The sequence below is a fragment of the Pseudoalteromonas sp. BDTF-M6 genome (genome assembly GCF_018334135.1).
Lineage (GTDB): Bacteria > Pseudomonadota > Gammaproteobacteria > Enterobacterales > Alteromonadaceae > Pseudoalteromonas.
On the sequence record NZ_JAGXTQ010000010.1, the window covers coordinates 1 to 22,230 of the forward strand.

23 protein-coding genes, 1 rRNA gene and 1 riboswitch are annotated in these 22,230 nt (G+C 51.8%); of the genes, 13 read left to right on the forward strand and 11 right to left on the reverse strand.

What is annotated here, in order from left to right; genetic code table 11:
- Positions 1-17: 17 nt before the first annotated feature.
- The 10 genes from rrf (at position 18) to KD147_RS16350 (ending at position 11,087) form a co-directional block, all read left to right on the forward strand.
- Positions 18-132 (forward strand): 5S ribosomal RNA (gene rrf / locus KD147_RS16305).
- A gap of 508 nt (positions 133-640) precedes the next feature.
- Positions 641-1,171: a hypothetical protein gene (locus tag KD147_RS16310; protein WP_212548538.1), complete on the forward strand. Its 531-nt coding sequence runs from the start codon at positions 641-643 to the stop codon at positions 1,169-1,171.
- A 16-nt stretch (positions 1,172-1,187) separates the two neighbouring features.
- Entirely contained in the window at positions 1,188-2,438 is a 1,251-nt protein-coding gene (locus KD147_RS16315) for a hypothetical protein (protein ID WP_212548539.1), read from the forward strand.
- Positions 2,439-2,480: 42 nt separating this feature from the next.
- Entirely contained in the window at positions 2,481-3,944 is a 1,464-nt protein-coding gene (locus KD147_RS16320; RefSeq protein ID WP_212548540.1) for a coiled-coil domain-containing protein, read from the forward strand.
- A 5-nt stretch (positions 3,945-3,949) separates the two neighbouring features.
- Positions 3,950-5,938, forward strand: coding sequence for a PEGA domain-containing protein (locus KD147_RS16325; protein WP_212548541.1), 1,989 nt, complete (start codon positions 3,950-3,952; stop codon positions 5,936-5,938).
- Positions 5,939-6,071: 133 nt separating this feature from the next.
- A complete protein-coding gene (locus KD147_RS16330) occupies positions 6,072-6,842 on the forward strand; it encodes a MotA/TolQ/ExbB proton channel family protein (protein WP_105190312.1) in 771 nt (256 codons plus the stop codon).
- Between the two features lie 5 nt (positions 6,843-6,847).
- A complete protein-coding gene (locus KD147_RS16335; RefSeq protein ID WP_212548542.1) occupies positions 6,848-7,915 on the forward strand; it encodes a vWA domain-containing protein in 1,068 nt (355 codons plus the stop codon).
- Positions 7,912-8,856, forward strand: coding sequence for a hypothetical protein (locus KD147_RS16340; protein ID WP_105254043.1), 945 nt, complete (start codon positions 7,912-7,914; stop codon positions 8,854-8,856). Before KD147_RS16335 ends, KD147_RS16340 begins: the two co-directional genes overlap by 4 nt.
- A gap of 96 nt (positions 8,857-8,952) precedes the next feature.
- Positions 8,953-9,648 carry a DNA-3-methyladenine glycosylase I gene (locus KD147_RS16345; RefSeq protein ID WP_105190309.1) on the forward strand — a complete coding sequence of 232 codons (696 nt, stop codon included), beginning with the start codon at positions 8,953-8,955 and terminating at the stop codon, positions 9,646-9,648.
- Between the two features lie 8 nt (positions 9,649-9,656).
- Positions 9,657-11,087, forward strand: coding sequence for a protein adenylyltransferase SelO (locus KD147_RS16350; RefSeq protein ID WP_212548543.1), 1,431 nt, complete (start codon positions 9,657-9,659; stop codon positions 11,085-11,087).
- Positions 11,088-11,162: 75 nt separating this feature from the next.
- Here the strand turns inward: KD147_RS16350 and KD147_RS16355 are convergent, their stop codons facing one another.
- Positions 11,163-12,356: a dipeptidase gene (locus tag KD147_RS16355; RefSeq protein WP_212548544.1), complete on the reverse strand. Its 1,194-nt coding sequence runs from the start codon at positions 12,354-12,356 to the stop codon at positions 11,163-11,165.
- 576 nt (positions 12,357-12,932) lie between these two features.
- Here KD147_RS16355 and KD147_RS16360 point away from each other — a divergent pair.
- On the forward strand, positions 12,933-13,325 hold the full coding sequence (locus KD147_RS16360; RefSeq protein ID WP_212548545.1) for a hypothetical protein: 393 nt from the start codon (positions 12,933-12,935) through the stop codon (positions 13,323-13,325).
- A 191-nt stretch (positions 13,326-13,516) separates the two neighbouring features.
- Here the strand turns inward: KD147_RS16360 and ribB are convergent, their stop codons facing one another.
- The 8 genes from ribB to KD147_RS16400 all read right to left on the reverse strand — a co-directional run bounded on the left by ribB (position 13,517) and on the right by KD147_RS16400 (position 19,728).
- The gene (ribB, locus tag KD147_RS16365; RefSeq protein ID WP_212548546.1) at positions 13,517-14,170 is read right to left on the reverse strand and encodes a 3,4-dihydroxy-2-butanone-4-phosphate synthase; all 654 of its coding nucleotides are present in this window, start codon (positions 14,168-14,170) and stop codon (positions 13,517-13,519) included.
- A 105-nt stretch (positions 14,171-14,275) separates the two neighbouring features.
- A riboswitch (FMN riboswitch) is annotated at positions 14,276-14,495 on the reverse strand.
- 80 nt (positions 14,496-14,575) lie between these two features.
- Positions 14,576-15,274, reverse strand: coding sequence for an alpha/beta fold hydrolase (locus KD147_RS16370; protein ID WP_105254039.1), 699 nt, complete (start codon positions 15,272-15,274; stop codon positions 14,576-14,578).
- The gene (locus KD147_RS16375) at positions 15,271-15,588 is read right to left on the reverse strand and encodes an antibiotic biosynthesis monooxygenase family protein (RefSeq protein WP_105213168.1); all 318 of its coding nucleotides are present in this window, start codon (positions 15,586-15,588) and stop codon (positions 15,271-15,273) included. Before KD147_RS16375 ends, KD147_RS16370 begins: the two co-directional genes overlap by 4 nt.
- Before the next feature lie 118 nt (positions 15,589-15,706).
- On the reverse strand, positions 15,707-15,970 hold the full coding sequence (locus KD147_RS16380) for a YheU family protein (RefSeq protein WP_105213167.1): 264 nt from the start codon (positions 15,968-15,970) through the stop codon (positions 15,707-15,709).
- Positions 15,967-16,941, reverse strand: coding sequence for a hydrolase (locus KD147_RS16385; RefSeq protein WP_199775682.1), 975 nt, complete (start codon positions 16,939-16,941; stop codon positions 15,967-15,969). The genes KD147_RS16380 and KD147_RS16385 overlap by 4 nt, the downstream gene beginning before the upstream one ends.
- Positions 16,942-17,122: 181 nt before the next feature.
- Entirely contained in the window at positions 17,123-17,269 is a 147-nt protein-coding gene (locus tag KD147_RS16390) for a DUF3149 domain-containing protein (RefSeq protein ID WP_158677986.1), read from the reverse strand.
- Positions 17,270-17,354: 85 nt separating this feature from the next.
- Complete coding sequence (locus KD147_RS16395; RefSeq protein WP_212548547.1) at positions 17,355-17,828, reverse strand: TIGR02444 family protein; 474 nt, start codon at positions 17,826-17,828, stop codon at positions 17,355-17,357.
- Positions 17,815-19,728, reverse strand: coding sequence for an ATP-binding cassette domain-containing protein (locus KD147_RS16400; RefSeq protein WP_212548548.1), 1,914 nt, complete (start codon positions 19,726-19,728; stop codon positions 17,815-17,817). The genes KD147_RS16395 and KD147_RS16400 overlap by 14 nt, the downstream gene beginning before the upstream one ends.
- Positions 19,729-19,849: 121 nt before the next feature.
- On the opposite strand from KD147_RS16400, the gene KD147_RS16405 reads away from it, so the two are divergent.
- A complete protein-coding gene (locus KD147_RS16405; RefSeq protein ID WP_105190300.1) occupies positions 19,850-20,050 on the forward strand; it encodes a YheV family putative zinc ribbon protein in 201 nt (66 codons plus the stop codon).
- 12 nt (positions 20,051-20,062) lie between these two features.
- On the opposite strand, the gene KD147_RS16410 is transcribed toward KD147_RS16405, so the two are convergent.
- Together KD147_RS16410 and KD147_RS16415 are read right to left on the reverse strand one after the other, a co-directional pair.
- Positions 20,063-20,275: a SlyX family protein gene (locus tag KD147_RS16410; RefSeq protein WP_105190299.1), complete on the reverse strand. Its 213-nt coding sequence runs from the start codon at positions 20,273-20,275 to the stop codon at positions 20,063-20,065.
- A complete protein-coding gene (locus tag KD147_RS16415; protein WP_212548549.1) occupies positions 20,272-21,258 on the reverse strand; it encodes a WD40 repeat domain-containing protein in 987 nt (328 codons plus the stop codon). The genes KD147_RS16410 and KD147_RS16415 overlap by 4 nt, the downstream gene beginning before the upstream one ends.
- 197 nt (positions 21,259-21,455) lie before the next feature.
- Between KD147_RS16415 and fkpA the strand changes: the two genes are divergently transcribed.
- On the forward strand, positions 21,456-22,208 hold the full coding sequence (gene fkpA, locus KD147_RS16420) for an FKBP-type peptidyl-prolyl cis-trans isomerase (RefSeq protein ID WP_105254048.1): 753 nt from the start codon (positions 21,456-21,458) through the stop codon (positions 22,206-22,208).
- Positions 22,209-22,230 lie beyond the last annotated feature (22 nt).

Here is a 22,230-nt window from a genome sequence, read left to right on the forward strand (position 1 = left end):
CGAATTTACAATTTTTTCCTGACGACCATAGCGTTTTGGAACCACCTGACCCCATGCCGAACTCAGAAGTGAAACGAAACAGCGTCGATGATAGTGTGGCATTTGCCATGTGAAAGTAGAACATCGTTAGGGCCTTATTAAAGAAACCCGCTCAATGAGCGGGTTTTTTGCTTTCTGGCGTTTTACGTTTTTTATTCTAATAGAATTGGTCGCCACAATGCAGCGGCTTTTCTGTGTTTGTAGGTCGGCCTTATCGTCAATATGCCCCTGCATTGCTCTTTTGTCAGACTGAAGTCTGACCTACAAATGATTGCACCGTTGGTGCCAGAACACACGGACCCTCAAGAACATTCCCACAGCTATCTGTAGGCGAGGCTTTAGCCTTGCAAAAGCGGAATATTAAACCCGCTTGGATGTTGACCATAGAAGGCTCTTAAACAGGGCTGTTTTAACAATACCTCCCTGTAGCTTGGTTACATCGATCATCCATGACCTTACCTCAGAAGCTGCGAAGCAGTGCTTCGGTCTTCTTCGCCTAACAAAACCTTACAATGAATTGTTTGCCTTAATAACAGAAAAACCGGTACATATAGGTAATAATTAGGGTAATTCTTCGCCATTTGGCTTAAAGGGAGCACCTATGCCTGTTGTGTTTTTATTCTTCTTACTTGTGTGTTTACCTGTTGCAGCCTCGCAAGCACCAACACAGACGGCTTATGACTGTAGTGCCGTGGAAATAGATGAAATCGATCCGGCCACCTTAACCAAGCAGGAGCGTATTAAACTGATGGAAAATGCCTTGCTGGACTCTGTGAATAAATACAGCACCTGTTTGGATAAGGTACAGCAACAAATGGCTAGTGAGCAGGGCCAAGCCAGCGCATCGGCTCAGGGGCAGGAACAGCAAGACATGCAGGCTCAGGCTCAATCGCAAGGAACTAGTACTAAACAAATAACTCAGGACTTACCCTTATCAACTCAAGATCCGGCCGCTACCAAGGAGCAAGAAAAAATGAAATCCGGCGGCGGCCGGGCGCAGCAGGTGGTTAAGCCCAAGGATAATGATTCGATTATTTGCACCATGCTCTATGAAGAGATCAGCAAGGAAACCAACGAAGCAACAAAGAAAGCATTAATTAAGCAATATGAAGACTACAATTGCACTAAGTAAGCAGAGGTATTGGCCCATGACATTTAACAATCCCTACCGGCTGGTGACACTGTTCGTCATTATTTTTACTCTCAGTGCCTGCCAATCTACGTCAACTCGCAACGAACCGCTTGCGGTCGGCCCGAACGCCATAGGGCAGGACGCATACAGCAAGGCTAAGGCACTACCGCAGAGCGATATTTTTTTAGATGTTGCGGTGCCGGTATTTGATCCAGGCCTGCCCATGGACGGCAACAAGGTCGACTACGAAGAGCTCGATGAGCTGGATATCTGGCCGCAGCTGCGTCGTGCCGAGGCCAAGCGTTTCGCGGTCCAGACCAAGCGCGCCATTGCTGCGACCAAGGCCTTTGGTTCGGTATCCGTGGTGCCCGATGCCAATACCAGTGCCGATTTATACGTTCTTGGCACGGTGTTGCACTCCGACTCAGAGTTTGTGCGTCTTGAGGTCACAGTGGTTGATAGCAGTGGCGAGCCCCTGGATAGCGAAGAGTTTGAGCACCAGGTATCCAAGAGTTATTTCCGCGATGCCTTAAATAAAGGAAAGGATCCCTATCAGCCGGTCTTTGATCAGGTGGCAGATTATGTCTATCGCTTGCTGATGGGTCTTTCCGAGCAAGAGAAGCAGAGGGTTAAAAACACCAGCTTGGTACGTTATGCCCACTATTATTCACCGGAGGCCTTTAACGATTACCTCAAGGTATCTATCGACCGCAAAAATGGCACACGCTATTACAAGTATGAGCTTAAGGGCATGCCGGCTGCAGACGATGCCATGCTCCAACGTATCCAGGTTTTGCGCAACCAAGAAATGCTGTTTGTCGATCGTCTGCAGGATCAGTTCGACGTATTCCAACAAAGTACCGATGATCCCTATCATGAGTGGCAGCGCGAAACCTTGCCCGAGGCCGTTAGGGCGCGAGAGGCCCGTGCCGAACGTAATACTAAGGCTGTGGTCGGTGCCTTGGGCTTTATAGCCGCTCTGGCGTTAGGTAATAACAGTAATTCAACCTCTACCTCGGTAGCGAAAACCGCGGGCGCTTTGGGTAGCGTGTGGCTGTTAAAGGATGCCTATCAGGCCAATCAAAACCTGCGGGTGGCATCGGCGGTGATCGATGAAATGGGTCAGGGTCTGGATTTAACCCTTAGCCCTCAGGTGATGGAGTTTAACGAGCAGCAGGTTGAATTAAGCGGTACCGCCGCCGAGCAGTATCAGCAATGGAAGGCTCATTTAAGGAAAATGTATCATCTTGAAACCAGTGCCAATTAAGCGGGTGTCATTCACTTTGATGGAAAGTACAAGGTATTAACTGTGAGTGATGATGATAATAAGGCGAGTTTAGATCAGCAGTTACAAGAGCAAACAGCGGTGCGCGGGGCTAAGCTCAATACCTATATGCTAGTTGTTGCGGTCGTCCTGGCCGTAGTGCTGTTAGCCATTGTTTGGTATGCCTTTAGTGAGGCTCCCACCACTGAGTCCGCAGCCAATGCTGGGCCACGGGCTGATATTCAAATGGCTTTACCCGCTGCCGACGAAGCATTGAGCGAGGCGTTGCGAGCGCAAGTTCAACAGGCCATTTTAACCTTCGAACAGCAACACCAAGCCTTGCTGACTAATGAGCAGGTGGTAGCCTTCGCCCCCGAGCTACAAGCACAGGCCAGCGCAGCTTTTGATACTGCCCTCACTGCCTTTGCACAAGGCCAGTTTCGCCAAGCGCAGGCGCATTTACAGCAGGGCGATGAGTTAGCAAGGCGGTTATCTGAACAATGGCAACAAGCCATAGACAGCTGGTATCGACAGGCGCTGCAGGCATTAGAGGAGCAGCGCCCACAAGAGGCTAGGCTTTATATGGATAAAATGTTCGCGCTCAATGAAGAGGATGTGCGCATCAATGCATTACGGCAGCAGATCCTGGCCTTTGCTCAGCAGCAAAGTCTAAGGCGCGATTATCAGGGGGCCGTGGCGGAGCGCGATATCGTCAAACAAGCGGCCCTGTTGGAGCAACTTGTGGCGCTCCAGCCCGAGCGCCAGCAATGGCAGGACAAGCTTAATGTTGCCCAGGAAACCATACGTAAACGCCAAGTTGCCCAGGCGGTCAAAGAGGCGCAGCATGCTTTGGCGCAGCAGAACTTTACCGCAGCCGAGCAAGCCATAACGCAATTACAGCGCTTAAACGCCGATGGCGATACCCTGAATTTACTCCGTGCGCAGCTGAGTAAGCAGCGGCGCCAGCTTAGCACCGAGCGCACTCGAGCCCTGGCGTTGAGCGCGAGTGAGCAGCAAGAGTGGCAGCAGGTAGAGAGCTTGGCGCAGCAATACCTGGCGCGTGCGCCCGGCGATAGCACCATTACCCATTTGTTGACCCGTGCCAAACAGGTATTGGCGGCGCAGCGCGCTTTAAGTATCTACACAGCGCGGCCCGAGCGCTTAAGCGACAGTAATATTCGCGCTCAGGCCGAGGCGGCGCTGACTAAGGCTCAGCCCTATGGCTCTTACTCGCGGCAATTGGCAAACAGTATTGAAGAGTTGAACCAACACCTGAGTCACTTTAGCACCCCTATCGCCGTGACCTTGCTCTCCGATGAGCAAACCCAGGTACGTATTTATGGCGGTGACCAGCTTGGTGAGTTTGCCCAAAAGCAAGTGATGCTCTTACCCGGCAGTTATATTTTGGAAGGGCGCAGATCGGGTTATGTCAGTGTGAAATATGAGCTTGAGGTAAGCGCAACGGGGACACCTATTACCCTTACCATAGCCTGTACACAAAGGATTTAATGGTTATGTCAGAGCTAGACGCACAATTAAAGCAAAGACAAAAAAGCAGCCTGCTACCCTTGCTGATCGCCAGCTGCCTGGCGCTGATGAGTGTGGTGGCCATAGTGATTTATCTGTTTATCGCCAAGGGACACGCCATTAAGGTGTTACCCATCGAAGCCCAAGAGCAAGCCCAGGTTGAGATTACTGCTGGGTTTGGCTTTGTGACCGATGAGCTGGTCTATCGCTTTGCCAGCGACGTTAAAGTTAAGGTGTCTTCACCCACCTATTTTGCTCAGGAGTTGGTGTTGAGCAACAGCAGCCCGGCTGCTGTAACGGTAGAGCTTAAACCCCGCCCCGGGACTCTGGCGGGCAAGGTCACTCAGCCTTATGGCGAGCAAACGTTATGGGTAGTTGATGGTCGCTTGTTGACCAAGGGCGCCAGCATTAGTGAACCACTGGAGGAGGGTGAATACACGCTCAGCATTGAAAACCCCTATTATCAAAGCCAGCAACAGACTCTGATAGTCGCGCGGGCACAAACCACACAAGTGGCCGCCGAGTTAACTCCGGTCTCCGGAGCGTTGGAGCTGGCCTCTATTCCCAGTGGCGCCGAGGTGTATATCGATGGTAAAAGCCTGGGCAAAACGCCATTGCAACACAGCTTAGCCGGCGGCAGTTACGCCTTGGAGCTACATAAGCCGGGCTATGAACCGAGTATTGAAAATGTGGAAATTACTGAGCAATACCCGAGTGTCGCTCGTCAATATCGACTCAAACCCGAGCAAGCCTATTTAGAGATCACCCTGGAACCCGAGGGTGGCAGCCTGTTTATTGATGGTCAGAAGGTGGCGCCGGGGCATGTGGCCGTGGATGCCAATACCATGCACAGGGTGCGCTACGACAAGCCAGGCTATTACAGCTTTAGCAGCAAGGTGATCCTGCCCCCCAAGGAGCAAAAATTCTACGCCATTACCCTAAAGCCGGAGCAAGGCAAGGTCAGCGTGCGCAGCAATGTCGAGGCCGAGGTCTATATTAATGGTCAGTTACGAGGTAAAACACCGCTGAGTAAGATCCTGCCTGCTACCGCTCATGAAATTAAGGTGAGCAAACCCGGCTATCGTACTGTGGTTAAAACCCTGACTCCAAGCGCCGAACACGCCTCTACGGTGGATGTCACCTTGCTAACGGAGTTTGATGCCCGCCGTAAGGAGGGGCGCCCCCTATTTGTTTCTACTCTGGGCATGGAGCTGCAGCAATTTACTATGACGCCCTTTACCCTGGGCTCACCGGCCAATGAAGTGGGTCGCCAGCGCAATGAGTTTCAGGTGCAGGTCGAGTTCAGCCGACCGGTCTGGGTGGGCAAACATGAAGTGACCGAGGCGCAGTTTCATGCTTTCGATAAGCAGGTGCCTAAATCTCAACTGCCGGTAACTAACATCAGCTGGTTGGCTGCCGTGCAATATTGTAATTGGCTCAGTGAACAAGAAGCACTGGAGCCTTATTACCGCATCGTCAATAACCAGTTTGCGGGCATAAATAGAAAAGCCCGAGGTTATCGTCTGCTGAGCGAGGCGGAGTGGGAATGGCTGGCGAAAAAAGCCAAGCGTGCCCGTGCCAGCAAATATGTCTGGGGTGACAGTGAGCGAGTGCCCCGTGACGCCGGTAACTTTGCCGATGCTAGCCTCAAGGGCAAACAGGCATTCTACCTGGGCGACTATCAGGACAATCACACCGGCAAGGCGCCGGTGGGCAGCTATCGCGCCGATAGGGCCGGGCTCTATGATCTGGCCGGTAACGTCAGTGAATGGGTGTTCGATGTCAGCTCCTATATCACTCCGGATTTGAACCGGGTGCACAAGGATTATCTTGGCCCGGGAGGCGGGGGGAACCACATCGCGAAGGGTGGTCACTATCAAGCCGGGCGTCTGCAGGATTTACGGGCGGCGCTAAAAATCGTTACCGACGGTCCCAGTGAAACCATAGGTTTTCGCATCGCCCGCTATGAGAGGTAAGTTATGAAACGTAAAGGCATGTTTTTGATAGTGGCGTTGCTCCTGGTCGGCGCATTAACTTCGGTCGCGATGGCGGCGAAAATCAGTTTGGACTCGCCGGCTACCTTCCCGGTGGATATTTAAGGAGCGCGTTATGCCAACCGACAATACTCGCATGAATTTGCCGCCGCTGGTGTCTATCGGCGTCTTTATCGCCACCGTCGTTGTAGTGCACTTGTTGTATCAAGGCATGATCCGCCCCGCGGCGGAGGCCGCGATTGCCGCCCATGGCAGTGGCGCGACGACTAATATCTGGGTGATCTTAAAAGACGCCGAGCAGCAGGCTTGTATGACCTTGGGGTTGTTCTGTCTGATCCTGATGGGCTACAAGTATTATCGCATTGTTACCAAGGAAGAGCCGGTGTTCACCTATGACTACCTGCGCACTTTTCCCAAGGAGGAAGCGCTGAATGTGGATGACGCCCTGGCATTTTTAGAGGAGGGGGAGAGCGCTAAGAACAGCTCGGTGGCCACCTGGATTAATTGCTTACGCCGCTATAAAAATACCCAAAATGTGCAGCATGCCGCCGATGCCATTCGCGATAGCGTCGAATCTCTGGCGGCGCAGCTGGAGGCGGGTAACGCCACCATTCGTTATTTTATCTGGGCCATTCCCAGCATTGGCTTTGTTGGCACCGTGCGCGGTATCGGTTCGGCCCTGGCCAAGGCCGAGGAGGCGGTGGCCGGTGATATCGCCGGTATGGTGGATAAGCTTGGGGTCGCCTTTAACTCGACCCTGGTTTCGCTGTTGCTTTCTATCCTCTTGATGTATGTGCTTTTTCACCTTAATAACCGCCAGGATGAAATGGTGCTGAAAACCAAGAACAACTGTGAAACCCATTTGTTAACCCATTTGCATAAGTAGCCAAGATGTTGAAGCGGCGCGGCGAACAAGGGTTAAACCTGTCCTTTCTCGATGTCATGGCCTGTGGTTTAGGGGCGGTGTTGATGATCCTGATCGTCATCAAGTTTCAGGCCTCAACCTCGGTGCCCAGCACCGAAATAGAGCGACTGCAGCAAAAGCTCGCCGCCACCGAGGAGCAGGCCAGTGCCTTGCAGCAGGAGCTGGAGGAGGTAGCGCAAGCGCTGGCCGCGGCGCAGGCGCAAAACAGTGACAACGACGAGCGCGTGGCCGCGTTAAAACTTATGCAGCAAGCGGCCAGGCAGGCATTGCAAGACCAACAAGCGGTGGTGGCGCAGTTACAGCAGTCGGTAGCAGCTGCGGCGCCGAAACAGGCGGATGACCCCATTGAGCTAAAGGGTGGTGGCGAGGAGAACTACTTATTGGGTCTCAAGGTTGAAGGCCAGCGCATAGGTATTTTGATCGATCACAGTGCCTCAATGACGGACGAGCAGCTTATTAAGGTGATACGCCGTAAGCTCGGCCCTGCACAGCAAAAGCAACAGGGGCCAAAATGGCAGCGTACCAAGCGGGTAGCGAAATGGTTGCTGGCACGGGTACCAAAGCAGTCGCAGGTAAGCGTGGTCGCTTTTAATTCTAGCGCCCAGGTGCTGGGTAGCAGAGCCATCAACTCGGCCAAGGTGGAGGCCAGCATGCAGGCCTTGGTTAAGGATATTGACGCTCTGGTGCCGGAAAATGGCACCGACCTATATACCGCCCTGAGCACCATCAACAGCACCTTTGCGGATATGGATGCGCTTTACATTATCACCGATGGTTTGCCGACCATGATGTCGGGCGCTCATGGGTTTCGCGAAACAAAACACTGTCAGCCAATAAGCGGTAATATGAAAACCATAGATGGCGATTGTCGTGCCCGAATCCATCAGTTCAGCATCGCCCAAGCCGCCCCCAAGGTACCGACCCACATTGTCTTGCTGCCCTTGGAAGGAGACCCGCTGGCGCCGGCGCTTTACTGGAACTGGGCCAATAACACCGGCGGTTTGATGATCGCCCCGGCGCGGAGCTGGCCATGAAGCGGCGTGAACCGGTAGAAATCTTTAGCCTGTCGTTTTTAGACATTATTTCCTGTGCGTTTGGCGCCGTGGTGATGCTGATCCTGCTGGCTAAAAATGGCGATCAGGGTGAGTTTAATGACGCCAGTCAAATTGCCACCCTGGTTCGAGCCTTGGACGGGGCCGAGCGCAGCGTCCAGCAATTACAGCAGGCCTTGAGCGAGGGTGCGGAGCATTTGGCGGCCGCCGAGGCGCAGGGGGCCAGTAATGCCGAGCAGCAGATGGCCTTGCAGGCGCAACTGGCACGAGCCAAGGATAAGGTGCAGCAGCTGACCGATGCGGCATCCGGTTTGGAGCAAACCCTGGTGGAGCGCCAGCGTGCCGCCATCAATGCTCCGCGTGCCACGGTGCGCGATGACGAGGTGGGCGGTATTCCCGTCGACAGCAATTATGTGGTTTTTATTATCGATACCTCGGGGTCAATGAAAACCATGTGGCCACGGGTGCTGAGAACCATGGACGAGGTGCTAAATAATCATCCCAAGGTGCAGGGCTTTCAAGTGTTGTCCGACAATGGTGAGGTGCTGGGCGGGCGCTCCCTTGGTACCTGGCGCAGCGATAGCCGAGCGCAGCGCGCCGGGGTGCTACGTGGCTTACAACAATGGCATGGCAGCTCGAACAGCTCGCCGGTGGAGGGGATAGCCGCCAGCCTCAAGGCCTATGCCCGCTACCAGGGGGACCTCGCGCTTTATGTCTTTGGTGATGACTTTACCGGCACCAGTTACGACGATGCCCTAGCGCAAATTAACCGGCTTAATCGCAGTACCGGCGGTACGCCCATCGCCCGTATTCATGGCATCGCTTTTAAGCGCAATATGGGCGCGTCACCAGATATGGTGAAGTTTTCCACCCTGATGCGTGAGGTGGCACGGCAAAATAACGGCACTTTTATGGGGCTGTAGTTTGATCTTCAGGTGGGCGCATTGGGTATAACCCTTTTTGTCATTGCACAAAGCATGTTTTAATGTCTCCCTCACACTAAAAAGACCCAGCAGCAGATGGAAAAATATCAATCTATTTATCAGCGTGCGCTTGAGCGCAAGGGCTCACAGGCGCAACTGGAAGCCTTACTCAGTAAGCCAAAAACCACCGAGCAATTAAAGCAACTAACCGACGATATCTGGTTAGAAGAGTTCACCCGAAAAATCTTTCAAAGTGGCTTTTATTGGGCGGTGATCAATGCCAAATGGCCGGGCTTTCGCGAGGTGTTCTGGGATTTTAGCGTTGAGAAACTACTGATGATGGCGCCGGAAATGCTGGAGCAGAAGGCCAGCGATGAACGTATCGTGCGCAACTTTAAAAAAGTGCAAACCTTGCCTATTAATTGTCTAATGATCCATGAAGTAGCACAAGAGCATGGCAGCTTTAGCGACTTTGTTGCCCAGTGGCCGAGCGAGGACATTATCGGCCTCTGGCTGTATTTGAAAAAGCACGGAGCCCGCTTAGGTGGCAATACCGGTGCTTTTGCCCTGCGAGCTTTAGGTAAAGACACCTTTATGTTGTCGCGCGATGTGGAAGCCTATTGCCGTGCTAATGAGGTGATCGACGGCGGTCTGCACTCAAAGCGCTCCCTGCAGGCCATACAAGGCATGTTTAATGAGCTGCAGCAGCAAAGTGGCCGCTCCTTAACGGAGCTAAGCCAGCTTATCGCCTTTAGCATTGGCGACAATTATGTTGGTATGCAAACCAACTAAGGATAGCTATGAAGCTAGATAACCCCTATGCCCATATTGGTGCCCTGAGTCACAGCGCCCAGGTGCGTCAGTTTAGTCAGCCGCAGCTGTTGCTGTGGAATAGTGCGTTGGCGAAAACGCTGGGGCTGAGCGAGGACGACACCACTAAAGCCCAGCTTGCCAGTGGTCAGTCTTATCCGGATGCTAATGCCTTGGCTTATGCCGGCCACCAGTTTGGCAATTACGTGCCCTTGCTTGGCGACGGTCGGGCTCATTTGCTTGGTGCCGTCACCGATCCTCAGGGGCTGAGCTGGGATGTGCAATTAAAGGGCTCAGGAGCAACCCAATTTTCCCGCGGTGGCGATGGCCTCTGTGGTATTGGCCCAGCGGTGCGCGAATTTATTATGAGCGAAGCATTGGCGGCATTAAAGGTGCCTACCACGCGCTGTTTAAGTGTAGCGCTGAGCGGCGAGACGGTGATGCGACAACAGCCCAGCGCCGGCGCCATAGTGACGAGGGTGGCCAGCAGCCATATTCGCGTTGGCAGCTTTCAGTTTTTAGCCGCGCAGCAGGATGAGCAAGGCTTGGCCCAGTTGGTGGAGTTAACCATCAAGCGTCATTACCCCCAGCTGGCCGCGCTGAGCGGGGATGAGCGCTTGTTGGCACTCTTTAGTGCGGTGATGGATAAGCAAATCGAACTGATTGTGCACTGGCTGCGCATCGGCTTTATTCATGGGGTGATGAATACCGACAATACCCTGGTGAGCGGCGAAACCATAGACTATGGCCCCTGCGCCATGTTGAACGGCTTTGACTTTGGCCGGGTGTTTAGCTCCATCGACCGCACCGGTCGTTATGCCTTTGGCAATCAACCGCAGATCGCCAGTTGGAATCTGGCCCGTTTCGCGGAAACCCTGATTGACCTGTTTAGCGTAGAGCGCGACCAGGCGGTGGCAGAGTTAACCCAGGTGCTTAACACCTTCGGCGACAAGTTTAATGCCGCCCTTAAAGCCATGTGGCTACAAAAACTCGGGCTCCTGGCCGAAGATAACGAGGCTGAGGCGCTGGTGGATGAGCTACTGGGGCTGATGCAACAACAGCAGTTGGATTACACCAATACCTTTGCGGCGCTCACCGCCTATTGCCATCAGGGCACCGAGGTGCCCGAGCCCCTGGCCTCATCCTTGGGAGATTGGCTGGCGCGCTGGCAGGCGCGGATAGCCGGGCACAAGGAGCAAAGCGCGGCGTTGATGAGTGCGGCAAATCCGCAGGTGATCCCCCGCAATCACAGGGTGGAAGAGGTGATCGCCGACTTTGAGCGTCAGGGTCACAGCGACAAGCTGGCGCCGCTGCTGGCGGCCATTCGCAACCCTTATCGGCTTGATCCTGAGCATGCGTATTTACAGCAACCGCCAGAGCAGGGCGAAGACGATAGTTATCAAACCTTCTGTGGTACCTAGTGGCCATTGTCCTTTGGCGTGACTAATGAAAAAGCCCGGGCAATTGCCCGGGCTTTTTTAGTAAAATGAGAAGGCTTAGTTAGCCTGGGCAAACGCCTCTGCTTGACGCCATACGCGCAGCATATTCTCGCCGAGGATCTTTTTGATATCCGCATCGCTATAGCCACGGTCCAATAAACCTTGTACCAGGTTAGGGTAGCTGGATACGTCTTTAAGGCCCACGGGTAGTGAGTCACCAACACCATCGTAGTCAGAGCCAATGCCCACATGCTCAATGCCGATCAGTTTCACCACGTGGTCGATATGATCTAACACCTGCTCCAGGCTGGCGAATGGGAAGGGGTTCTTCTTCAGGTAGGCCGCCTTAAAGTCGGTGGTGTCTTTGCCCGCTTCTTTGGCCTTATCCTGGGCCTCATCACGACGGTCGTACCAGCTATTAGCCTTGCTGGTCACAAAGCTGGAACCGAAGTTAATTTGGATCACACCGCCGTTCTTTTTCAGCGCCAACAGCATGTCGTCATCCATATTGCGCTCAAAACCCGGCGTGTATTTACGTAGCGAGGAGTGTGAGGCAATCACGGGCACCTTAGACAGCTCCATCACCTGATAGAAGGCCGCATCCGAGATGTGCGAGACATCGATCAGCATGCCGATATTATTCATCTCGGTGACCAGCTCTTTACCGAATGGGCTTAGGCCCTTCCATTTACGGCGAATATCATAGCTGGAGTCGGAAATATGGTTGCTTTGCGAATGCGCCAAGGTGATATAACGCACGCCACGCTCATAGAAGTGGTGCAGGTTCTTGATCTCGCCTTCGATGGGGGAGCCATTTTCCATACCCATGGCCAGCGACATTACGCCGTCTTTAAATTGCTTTTCTACGTCCGCAACCGAGTCGGCAATGGCGAACTTATCCGGGGCGCGGTAGGCCAGCGCTTCCATCATATCGATCAGCTGATTGGCCAGTTCATAGCTTTTACCTTTGCCTTCGAATTCCAAGTTGGCTGGAATATAGATAGACATGAAGGGGGTGTTTAAACCACCTTCAATGGCGCGAGGGTAATCGAAATCACCGCGCTCGGTGGCCTTGCTGACGTCATCCCATTTGTTATGAATGCGGTAAGGGACATCGATATGGGTGTCGATAAGGATGTTTTCTTGCGCCAGTTTAATGGCTTTTTCAGAAGCCTGATGCACTTCCTGTGCGGCAACGCTAAGGCTGCCAAGAGCCAGCGCTAGGGCCGCGCTGAGGGTGGTAAATTTCATAATAGCCGCTCATTGTTATTATTGAATTTGGTGCCCATTGTGGCGAGGTTTTGGGGTTAAAACAAGGAAATAAGACCAATGAGTGCAGGCACGCACTTGGAGGCATTTGTAGGTCGGCCTTCCAGCCTCTCCTTCTTGAGTCTGATACCTTGGTGTTCTTAATTGGTGGCAGTAGGCGAGGCTTTGGTACTTGTAGGTCAGACTTCAGTCTGACGACCTAATGGATTTTGTTAGATCTTGTCGGGCCGCCGACGCCGGCTTAGAGGAAATGCATCACTTGTGTGCAAGTAATTCGTCCATGAAGCTCAGGCCCTGTCGGCATCCATGCCTCCACCTCCGAGCGCTGCGAAGCAGTGCTTCGGTCACTCGTCGCCCTCTTGAACTCCTAGGGCACCCCCATATTGCATTATTTCCTCATCGCGCTACGAGAACTTAAGGTAACCAGCGCGCACAGGGCGTCCTCCTCCTCGTATCTCGTTTCGGATGCAATGTAAGGGGATTAAGCTGATATATCGGGGGTTTAAGTAGGGTTTTGTTTATGTTGCGAGAGTGTCTAGGTATGAGAAGGGATTACTGGTGTTAGCCAGGCTTACAGGCTATGCTGGCTGGCAAGGTCTTAAAAATAACCTGTTATTTGTAAACGATATGATTGGCACCGAAGCTAAATTGATCCTGCTCATCTTTCTTATAGTTGTTACCGTAATTCTAGATTACTTTCTGCGCAAAGAATGGCGCATTTTATTTTCACTATTGAAAAAGTACGACTCAAAATTCGAAAATCAATATAGCCAGTTTGGTCCAACGATTATTGAACGGGCAGCTTTAATATTTCAATTGTCATTTTGTGGCTTGAAGTTTCCAGAGGCTAACGAGAATTTATTAAGAAGCGTTTTTAAGGTTCGTACGTTGAACAGGCTGCGTTACCTTGCAATTTTTACTTTCGTAGTTGTTGGCTTTATTTACACATAACAAGCACATTAAATTGCTCGTACGCTCGCTGGGACATGAACACGTAGGCTATGTTGCTTAGCTCCTGTCTTACTACCTTCTATGCGGGCGTTATCAGACTAGGTCAATAAGGGCTTGGGTGTTCTGGTAATTTTCAGAGGAAATGGGTGAGCATTTCCTCTGAGTCGGGTCATTGACCCGACAAAACCTAATTAGGCTGCTTGCTCGGTATTCGATTTTAATACCTGTACCAGGTCTTCAATCGTTAACAACACAAGCTGGTGGGCGTGAGCATAGTCGACCAGTGCCCGACCTTTCATCATGCTGCCGTCTTTGTGCATTAGCTCACACAGTACTGCTGCTGGCGAAAGCTTGGCGAGTCGACATAGATCCACGCCACCCTCGGTGTGTCCGCGACGAGTCAGTGCGCCTCCAGGGGCGCTGCGCAAAGGAAACACATGCCCCGGCCTTGCAAGATCATCCGCTTTTGCATCGCTGGCGATGGCGGTGCGTATTGTTTGCACCCTATCGGCAGCGGAGACGCCCGTGGTAACCCCCTCTTTGGCTTCAATGGAGACGGTAAACGCGGTTTTATTTTTACTGCTGTTGTCTGTCACCATGGGGGGAAGCGCAAGGTTATCGGCCGCTTCACCGGTTAGTGCCAGGCAGACAATGCCAGAGCAGTCGTTGATAAGCTGGGCCATGATTGGTGTACTGATCAGCTCGGCGGCCACGATTAGGTCGCCTTCGTTTTCTCTGTCCGGGTCGTCCATTAAGAGCACGGGTTTGCCTAACGCGAGATCTGCACAGGCGCGTTGAACGCGTTCAAGTGCGGTTGCACCAAAAGGTGTTAAATTGATATTCATAAGAATCTCCTGATTTTGAAAGTCAAAACTCAGGGGAATTAGGAAAGTGACTGGCACAGCAAAAAGGCACCGTCTAGCCTAACTAAACAGTGTGTTTTTGTACCAAGTATTCTTCTCCCATCCGGACTTTAAGGGACGCTCGCTGAGTACACGAACCCTGAACCGTCGGCTTCGGATTTACACCGAATCTGCTAGACCTTTACCACGCCAAGGTTACTCTTGGTAAAGCGCTCGCGGGCTGATAACCGTCGCCGCCTTCGTATATGTGAATGTGCGAAAGTTAATTACCGCCGGTGGGGAATTCCACCCCGCCCTGAAGAAACGTGCCATTAGTGGCACGGCGTGATTTTATCGCTTGGGGAGTAGATTGCAAAGTCCACAAGTATTTTCACGTAAAATTGCGACTCATGCTATTTGCTTATTGATGATTTCAGCGACTTTCCTTGGGCTACTTTGAGCGATGAAGTGTCCCCCTTCAATTTTTTCAATATTCAGCTGTTTGCATAGGCTCTGAAATAGGTAAATAGCGTGCTGAGGAACTAGTTTGTCGTTAGTTGCTTGGATGTAAGTGCAAGGGACAGAAATTACTTGTTTAGGCCCATTTAGCTGGGCGATATTCTTGAGTCTTTGACGAAGTGTCGTGTTGCTCACTCCTTTCAGAGTACTCATAAATAAAGTTGTCAGGATGCTGTCATGATCTTGGTTACCGAACAGAGCCCAATTTAATAGCTTAACAGGAATGATGTTTTTCTTTATCAATGTCAGCGGGGTCAGGTAAGCATATCTGCTTAGGGGAGATGGGCGCTGAAGAAAACTGGCAGCAAAAATAATGTGTTTAATTTTTAAATTTGAATTCTGAGCTAGAGCATAGGCAATGCGCCCTGAGTAGGATTCAGCGAACAGTATCACTTCTTGGTTACCTAGTCGTTCTGCTATTTCATTCGCGACATCCACTTGTTTGGCATCTGAAAATTGATTTAAAGGATATATTTCGTAATCAATGTGTGCTGGTAAATGTTGAACTAGTGGTTCAAACAACTTCCCAGTTCCATCAAGACCGGGTAGCAATATGAGTTTTGGTGTCTTAAAGCCTAATGCACTCACATGCCATAATCCCGTTCGACTTTAGCGATCCGTAATTTAAACGAGGCATACCACTTCTTGCGTCCTAGTTTTTGCGCTTCAAGATGCTCCATATTGCGCTTCCAGTTTTTTATCGATTCCAGATCGGCCCAGTAGGAGACGGTGATGCCCACTTCCTCGCGAGCAGATTCGACGCCTAAAAAGCCGGGCTGTTGCTCGGCCAGCTCCACCATGCGGGTGGCGGTGTCGCCATAGCCTTCATCTATCTCGGTGCGCACCGAGGTAAAAATAACCGTGTAGTAGGGCGGTTCAGGGGTTTGAGCGATTAACGGCATACACATTCCTTGTTGGCTGAGTGGGCTGCTGCTTTGGGTGATCAGCATAACAGCCGCGGGTGAGTTTGGTTAGCGAAAAATGCTGGTAGTGGTACGGGCTGGTATTTGCCAGCCCCGATTAAAACTCATCCCTATCAATGTGATAGTCGCCTTCCTCGGTCTGCATTTGCTTAAACTGCTGGGCGCTCATAATGTTTACTTCTTCATGGAGTTCCGAGTAAACGATCAGCGCCTCGCCGCTTTTTATCAGGCCAAGCACCTGTTCGATTTTCGTAGCCTTGTCCACCTCGGTTTCACCATAGTCGGTACCTTCGCGAAGAATAAACTGCTCTATGAGGTTGGTAAGTGCTTCTTTACTTAATTCTTGGTAGGGAATGATCATGCGTTTTCTAATTGCTCTAAGAAATATTGGGGGACGGTTTGCTCTAACCAAAATTCCGGTTTAAACCAGCCGCTGCAACTGATAAAGCCCACATGCCCGCCCTTGGCTGATACGCGTAAATCAACGGCGGCGGAGACATCTTCTGGGCGGGGTACCGCCGGGGTTGCCAGCATGGGGTCGTCTTCGGCATGAATTATCAGGGTCGGGGTGGCAATATGTTTCAAATAGGGCTTGGCACTGCTTTTTTGGTAGTAATCCTCGGCGCCGTTAAAACCATGCAGGGGCGCGGTGATCATATCGTCAAACTGCCATAGGTCATTGATGCTGTTGAGCTGCTCGGCACTCATATCAAGCGCACCTTTGAGGTGCGGCAGCTTGCGGGTCATGGACTTTTTCATGCGGCCAAGCAGGTAGTGCTGATAAATTTTGCCCAGGCTTTTGCGGATCACCTGACAGGAGCTGGATAAATCATGAGGGGCGCTGATCACCGCCGCGGCCTTAAGGCCACTGTGCTCGCGCTGCTCACCCAGGTATTTGGCCAGCACATTGCCGCCGAGTGAAAAGCCGACCGCCGCCAAGGCACGTCCGGGAAAACGTTGCTGCAGGGTGCGGATAAAAAAGCCTAAATCCTGAGTTTCGCCGCTGTGATAGGCGCGGGTTTGTCGGTTTGGTTCGCCGGAGCAGTTGCGAAAATGCATCAGCACCGCATCCAGCCCTGCCGCTTGCAACGCCAGCATCATGCCCTTGGCATAAAAGCTGTCGATATTACCCTCCAGACCATGGAGGATGATCACCAGTGGCTTATCCGGCTGGGCCGGTTGTGCCCAGGCAAGATCGAGAAAGTCGTCATCTTCCGTGGTGATGATTTCGCGGCTGACATTCACCTTAAAACCGGGGCGAAAAAAGCGCGGTAAAATGGTTTGCAGGTGGCGGCCAGGCATCCACCAAGCAGGGGTAAAGTGGTTACTCACTGAATATTTACCAACAAAATCAGAATACATCGCGCACTATAGTAACAAAGTTTGGCGACATGCTCATTTTTATCGCATAAAAATAAAGCCTCCGCTAATACAAGATTAGAGGAGGCTTTGTGCGTCGTGCTTAATTTGGTTGGTAGCCAAGGGCGTATAAGCTTGACCCGTGGCGGGGTAATTAGTTTCCTTCAGGAACCTCGGCGTCCATGACTTTCTTCACGAAATAGCCCACATAGAACAAGCAAAGTAAAATCACTACAGTCAGTATGCCGAAAGACATAAACAGCACCGGGTCTGAGAAAAAGTCGCGAAAGAATACTTGCATGATGGCGTCTCCTGTTCCTTTGATATGGCTAGTGTAGGAGAGCCGAGCCGGTGGCAATATGACCTAGATCAAGGTTATTTTAGGGTTAGTCTGTGATTGCGTGCAGAGCTTGATCCAGATCAGCATTTAGCGGCAGTAGGGAGCTGGGTAGATACAAAGCCAGGTTGTTGGCCTTACTCTCAGAGCGGAGTTTCAGAGTGTTACAGGCCTGTACCAACTGCATTTGCTGCTGGCGTTCAAATTGCAGTTCGAGGTCGAGTAACTGCTGGCGCAGTGCCGGGTAGTCGTGCAAGGACCCCTGCTGCGCCTTAACCTCGGCGCGCACCTGGCGCAGGGGTTTAAGGGCAAGCTGGTTAAAGGGCGTCATGGCCGTTTGCAGCGCTTGCAACTGGGAAGAGTCCAGGGCTTGCTGGTGGCAGTCCAAATAGGCCAGCAGCAGGCAGAGATTGACATTCAGGTCGTACTCGTCCTGCCACTGCAACAGGGCTTTTTGCACCTGGGGGTTGGCGTACACAGTCAGGCTAAAGCGCCAAAACTCTGAGGCGCTAATCTTGCTCATAAAAGGCCTGCTCTTGCTCTTCGAGCTCGGTCATCAGCTCCAGCAATTCTTCTTCCACCTGCTCCTGCTGTTTTGCCGCCTCGGTTTGCTGTGCCAGCAATTGTTTGAGCTTTTCCTTATGCTGCTCTTCATACAGGCTGTTATCGCTGAGCTGCTGCTCTATCTCGCTTAGCTGTGGGCTGAGCTTGTCGAGCTGCTTCTCCAGCTTCTCAATGGCTTTTTTCAGCGGCTGCACCTGCTTGCGGAACTCGGCTTCCTTGCGCTTTTGCTCCTTGCGGTTGGCGCTGGAATGGGCCTTATCTTCATTGTTTTGTGCAGGCTTTTCCGCCTGATTGGCCTTAAGCAGCCATTGGTAATAGGCATCGAGATCATAACCAAACTGGCTGACCTCGCCGCTGTCGACCAGGTAGAACTCATCGGCGGTGTTCTTTAACAGGTGGCGGTCGTGCGATACCGTCACCATGGCGCCTTCAAAACCTTGCAATGCCATAACCAAGGCATGGCGCATTTCCAAGTCCAGGTGGTTGGTCGGCTCATCCAGTAACAGCAGGTTCGGTTTTTGATAGACCAGCATGGCCAACACCAGGCGGGCTTTCTCGCCACCGGAGAAAGGCGCCACCGCCTCCAGCGCCTTATCGCCGATAAAGGCAAAGCCGCCAAGGAAGTCGCGCAGCGACTGCTCGCTGGCCTGAGGGTCCAGGCGTTGCAGGTGGGTCACCGGGCTGGCCTCTAGATCCAGGGCTTCCAACTGATGCTGAGCAAAGTAACCCACCTTGAGACCTTGGTGATAAAACACCTCACCGGCCTGGGGTTTGATCTCCTGAGCCAGTAATTTGATCAGTGTGGATTTACCGGCACCGTTGCGACCTAGTAAGGCAATGCGACTGCCCGGTACCAAATTGAGCTTAATGCTGTGCAAAATGGTGGTGTCGCCATAGCCGGCCTGGGCGCCATCAAGGGCGATCAGCGGATTGGGCAGGGCATCGGGCTCGGCAAAGCTAAAGTCGAATGGTGAGTCGACATGGGCTGGGGCCAGCTTTTCCATGCGCTCTAAGGCCTTAACCCTGCTTTGGGCCTGTTTGGCCTTGCTGGCCTTGGCCTTAAAGCGGGCGATAAACTTTTCTAAATGGGCAATTTGTTCCTGTTGTTTAACAAATTGCGCCTGATGCTGGGCCAAACGCTCGGCCTTTTGGCGTTCAAACTGGGAGTAATTGCCCTTGTACACATTGATCAATTGCTGATCTATGTGCCAGATTTCACCGACCACGGCATCGAGAAACTCTCGGTCGTGCGAGATAAGCACCAGGGTGCCGCTGTAGGCACGCAAAAAGCGCTCGAGCCAATACACCGCATCGAGATCCAGGTGGTTGGTCGGTTCATCGAGCAACAGCAGGTCGGCATCGCGGATCAGCGCCTGTGCCAGGTTAAGACGCATACGCCAGCCCCCGGAAAAGTCACTGACCGGATAATCTATCTGGCTATTGGTAAAGCCTAAACCATGCAGCAGCTCTCCGGCTTTGGCCTCAATGCTGTAACCCTTCATCAATTCCAGCTGTTGGTGCACCCTGGCCTGAGTGTCACCATCGCCGCTTTGCTCCGCCGCTTTCAGCTCGGTGCGCAGCGCATAATACTGGGGGTGACCCTGCAACACATACTCAAGGGCGCTGATATCCAGGGCCGGAGTTTCTTGCTTGACCGAGGCAATGGACCATTCCTTGGGAATTTTGGCTTCACCGGCATCGAGTTGCAGTTCGCCTTTAAGCAAGGCAAACAGGCTCGATTTACCACAGCCATTACTGCCCACTAAGCCCACTTTATGTTGTGGGAACAAGGTGGCACTGGCATTTTTTAACAGGCATTTTGGGCCGCGTAAAAGCTCGATGTCGCTGATTTGAATCATAGTTACTGCATGGTGTTAATAATGGAGCACATCATATCATGGAGTCCTTGCCCAAGCGGGAAAGTTTTTATGATAAACTGGCGCTTTAAAGCCGGGTGTTTTCGGCCAAGGGGTTGAGAGTATGAAACAGAAAAAGCGTTTTATTGCCGGGGCCAGTTGTCCCGAGTGTCAGCAAATGGATACCATGATGCTGTATAAAGAGCATGATGTGGAAAAAGTACAATGTGTTGAGTGCGGTCATATCATGACCCAGCCGGAAAACGCCGTACAAGCCTCAACGCGTCAGTTTGAGCAGGTGATCGGCGTCTTCAAACCAGAGTAAACTTAGGGTCTGTTAGTAATGCGGCGGGGGCGGCTCTTGCTCCTGTGGCATCACCGAGCCGCTTTGCACCTCGCGGAACTTCTCGCCCAATAGCTCCATCTGTCGGCGCATCTTTGCCATCTGCTGTTGGTGCGCCTTAAGCTCCTCATTCAGTATATCTATGGTCTCGTCTTGAAATGCCACCTTGGCCTCAAGACTTTCAATACGTGCTTCTAAGTGGTTCATGGGGCTCTCTTAATCTCAAAATACTCAGACAGACCACTGGAACTTTCGGTGATCAGTTGATTCTGTTCGCTAAAGGCAACGGCAAAGACCACCGCCGATTTTGGCTGGCTATTGGTTCTGGTTGCAACCTGATAATCCAGCACGCGTTTGCCACTGCTGGTATTCCACAGCGCCACTTCACGACTCGGTGAACCGGTAGCGAGCCACTGGCCATCGGCAGAAAAGCGTACCGCGCTGAAAATTTTCTGGCGGGCAATATACTGCAAATTACTGTGCTGTGCACCTGTTGTCAGATCCCAAATTGTGGCTTGGCGTTTACTGCCGGCGCTAAAGGCAAAACGCCCTTTTGGGTCTAAGGCCACCTGAGTAACGCGGCTGGCATGATTAAAACGGTATACCACCTGACCGCTGCGGGTATCCCAAAGATAGGCGCTGTAGTCATTTCCGCCGGTCAGGGCGTAACGACCATTGGGGGACAGCGCCACCGCATTGATCTTTTCCTGATGACCAAGAAACTCCAGCCGGCGCCCGGTTTGTAAATCGATATGTACGGCAACGCCATCGGCACGGCCATACAACACATAGCGCCCCCCCTTGCTAAGGGCGATATCACGAATATGGGATTGGTCTATTTGATAGTAACCCAGGTTTTCGCCACTGTTCATATCCCACAGCGCAAACTGCTCCTTGGTGGCAGTGACCGCCGTGCTGTTATCGGTGGCGATATCCAGAGCGATAACCAGATTCTGTTCATCTTCGCTCAAGTACCATTGGAATTTAAGTGCATTGACTTGATTGTCCCAGGCGGCGACACCATGTTCTACTGTAGACACCAGGCTATAGCGACCGTCTTCTGAAATAGCGGCATCATAGGCGCCGGTAGCGGCATGGGGGTGCTGTTTAACGGCATCGGATTGTTGCGGCTGACAGCCGACAATCAGGCTTAACAAGACCGTAACGAGCAGTGTGCGAATTATTATCATAAATTTGCAAGTGTCCCTTAACTCTGTTGCCTCAAGCAGTTAGACTAGGGTCGCGACTCAAGGTTGTTTTTCTAATTATTTCATTAAAGTAATTAGAAAAACAGCCTCATGCTGGAGTTGGAAAAATAGGCGTTACGCCTAATCAAAATTTAGTTTTGTAACCTTAAAATGGCAACCTTATGTTGCTGGAGATAGATATGAAAAAAACAATTAAACTATCGCTTGTAGCGGCGTCAGTACTAGCCCTTACAGCGTGTAACCAAGAAGCAGCTAAGCAAGAAGTAAAAGAAGTAAAACTAGAAACTGAAGCTCAGCAACAAGCTTATGGTATTGGTGCCTCTGTTGGTACTTTCCTAAACAAAGACCTAGCCGACAAAAAAGAGCTGGGTATCGTTCTTGACCAAGAGCTAATGCTACGTGGTTTTAAAGATGCACTAGCCGGTGAAGCCAAGCTAGACGAAGAGAAAATTCGTGAAGTGCTAACTACTCTTGATGAGTCGGTACGTACTAAGCAGCAAGAGCAAGCGAAAGCGGCTGCAGCTAAGAGCAAAGAAGAAGGTGAGAAATACCTAGCCGATAACGCTAAAAAAGAAGGCGTGACGGTAACTGAGTCTGGTCTACAGTACGAAGTGATCACCGCTGCCGAAGGCGACAAGCCAGCTGAAACAGACACGGTTAAAGTGCACTACAAGGGCACCTTGATCGACGGTACCGAGTTCGACAGCTCATACTCACGCAATGAACCTACCAGCTTCCCGCTTAACCGCGTAATCCCAGGCTGGACCGAAGGTCTTCAACTTATGCCTGTTGGTTCTAAGTACAAGTTCACTATCCCTTCAGAGCTTGCTTACGGCGAACGTGACCTAGGTAAGATCCCTGCTAACTCAACGCTGGTATTCGAAGTTGAGCTACTTGAGATCGTTAAAGCGGAAAAAACTGACGCTGAGTAATCAGGGTTAGTTTTTGTGCGCT

Excerpts from the sequence above, each read along its gene's own strand:
- KD147_RS16390 (WP_158677986.1), bottom strand. The coding sequence starts at position 17,269 with ATGCAAGTATTCTTTCGCGACTTTTTCTCAGACCCGGTGCTGTTTATG.
- fkpA (WP_105254048.1), top strand. The coding sequence starts at position 21,456 with ATGAAAAAAACAATTAAACTATCGCTTGTAGCGGCGTCAGTACTAGCC.
- KD147_RS16335 (WP_212548542.1), top strand. The coding sequence starts at position 6,848 with ATGTTGAAGCGGCGCGGCGAACAAGGGTTAAACCTGTCCTTTCTCGAT.
- KD147_RS16350 (WP_212548543.1), top strand. The coding sequence starts at position 9,657 with ATGAAGCTAGATAACCCCTATGCCCATATTGGTGCCCTGAGTCACAGC.
- KD147_RS16415 (WP_212548549.1), bottom strand. The coding sequence starts at position 21,258 with ATGATAATAATTCGCACACTGCTCGTTACGGTCTTGTTAAGCCTGATT.
- KD147_RS16400 (WP_212548548.1), bottom strand. The coding sequence starts at position 19,728 with ATGATTCAAATCAGCGACATCGAGCTTTTACGCGGCCCAAAATGCCTG.
- ribB (WP_212548546.1), bottom strand. The coding sequence starts at position 14,170 with ATGAATATCAATTTAACACCTTTTGGTGCAACCGCACTTGAACGCGTT.
- KD147_RS16405 (WP_105190300.1), top strand. The coding sequence starts at position 19,850 with ATGAAACAGAAAAAGCGTTTTATTGCCGGGGCCAGTTGTCCCGAGTGT.
- KD147_RS16330 (WP_105190312.1), top strand. The coding sequence starts at position 6,072 with ATGCCAACCGACAATACTCGCATGAATTTGCCGCCGCTGGTGTCTATC.
- KD147_RS16395 (WP_212548547.1), bottom strand. The coding sequence starts at position 17,828 with ATGAGCAAGATTAGCGCCTCAGAGTTTTGGCGCTTTAGCCTGACTGTG.
- KD147_RS16375 (WP_105213168.1), bottom strand. The coding sequence starts at position 15,588 with ATGCCGTTAATCGCTCAAACCCCTGAACCGCCCTACTACACGGTTATT.
- KD147_RS16355 (WP_212548544.1), bottom strand. The coding sequence starts at position 12,356 with ATGAAATTTACCACCCTCAGCGCGGCCCTAGCGCTGGCTCTTGGCAGC.
- KD147_RS16410 (WP_105190299.1), bottom strand. The coding sequence starts at position 20,275 with ATGAACCACTTAGAAGCACGTATTGAAAGTCTTGAGGCCAAGGTGGCA.
- KD147_RS16345 (WP_105190309.1), top strand. The coding sequence starts at position 8,953 with ATGGAAAAATATCAATCTATTTATCAGCGTGCGCTTGAGCGCAAGGGC.
- KD147_RS16325 (WP_212548541.1), top strand. The coding sequence starts at position 3,950 with ATGTCAGAGCTAGACGCACAATTAAAGCAAAGACAAAAAAGCAGCCTG.
- KD147_RS16310 (WP_212548538.1), top strand. The coding sequence starts at position 641 with ATGCCTGTTGTGTTTTTATTCTTCTTACTTGTGTGTTTACCTGTTGCA.
- KD147_RS16315 (WP_212548539.1), top strand. The coding sequence starts at position 1,188 with ATGACATTTAACAATCCCTACCGGCTGGTGACACTGTTCGTCATTATT.
- KD147_RS16340 (WP_105254043.1), top strand. The coding sequence starts at position 7,912 with ATGAAGCGGCGTGAACCGGTAGAAATCTTTAGCCTGTCGTTTTTAGAC.
- KD147_RS16380 (WP_105213167.1), bottom strand. The coding sequence starts at position 15,970 with ATGATCATTCCCTACCAAGAATTAAGTAAAGAAGCACTTACCAACCTC.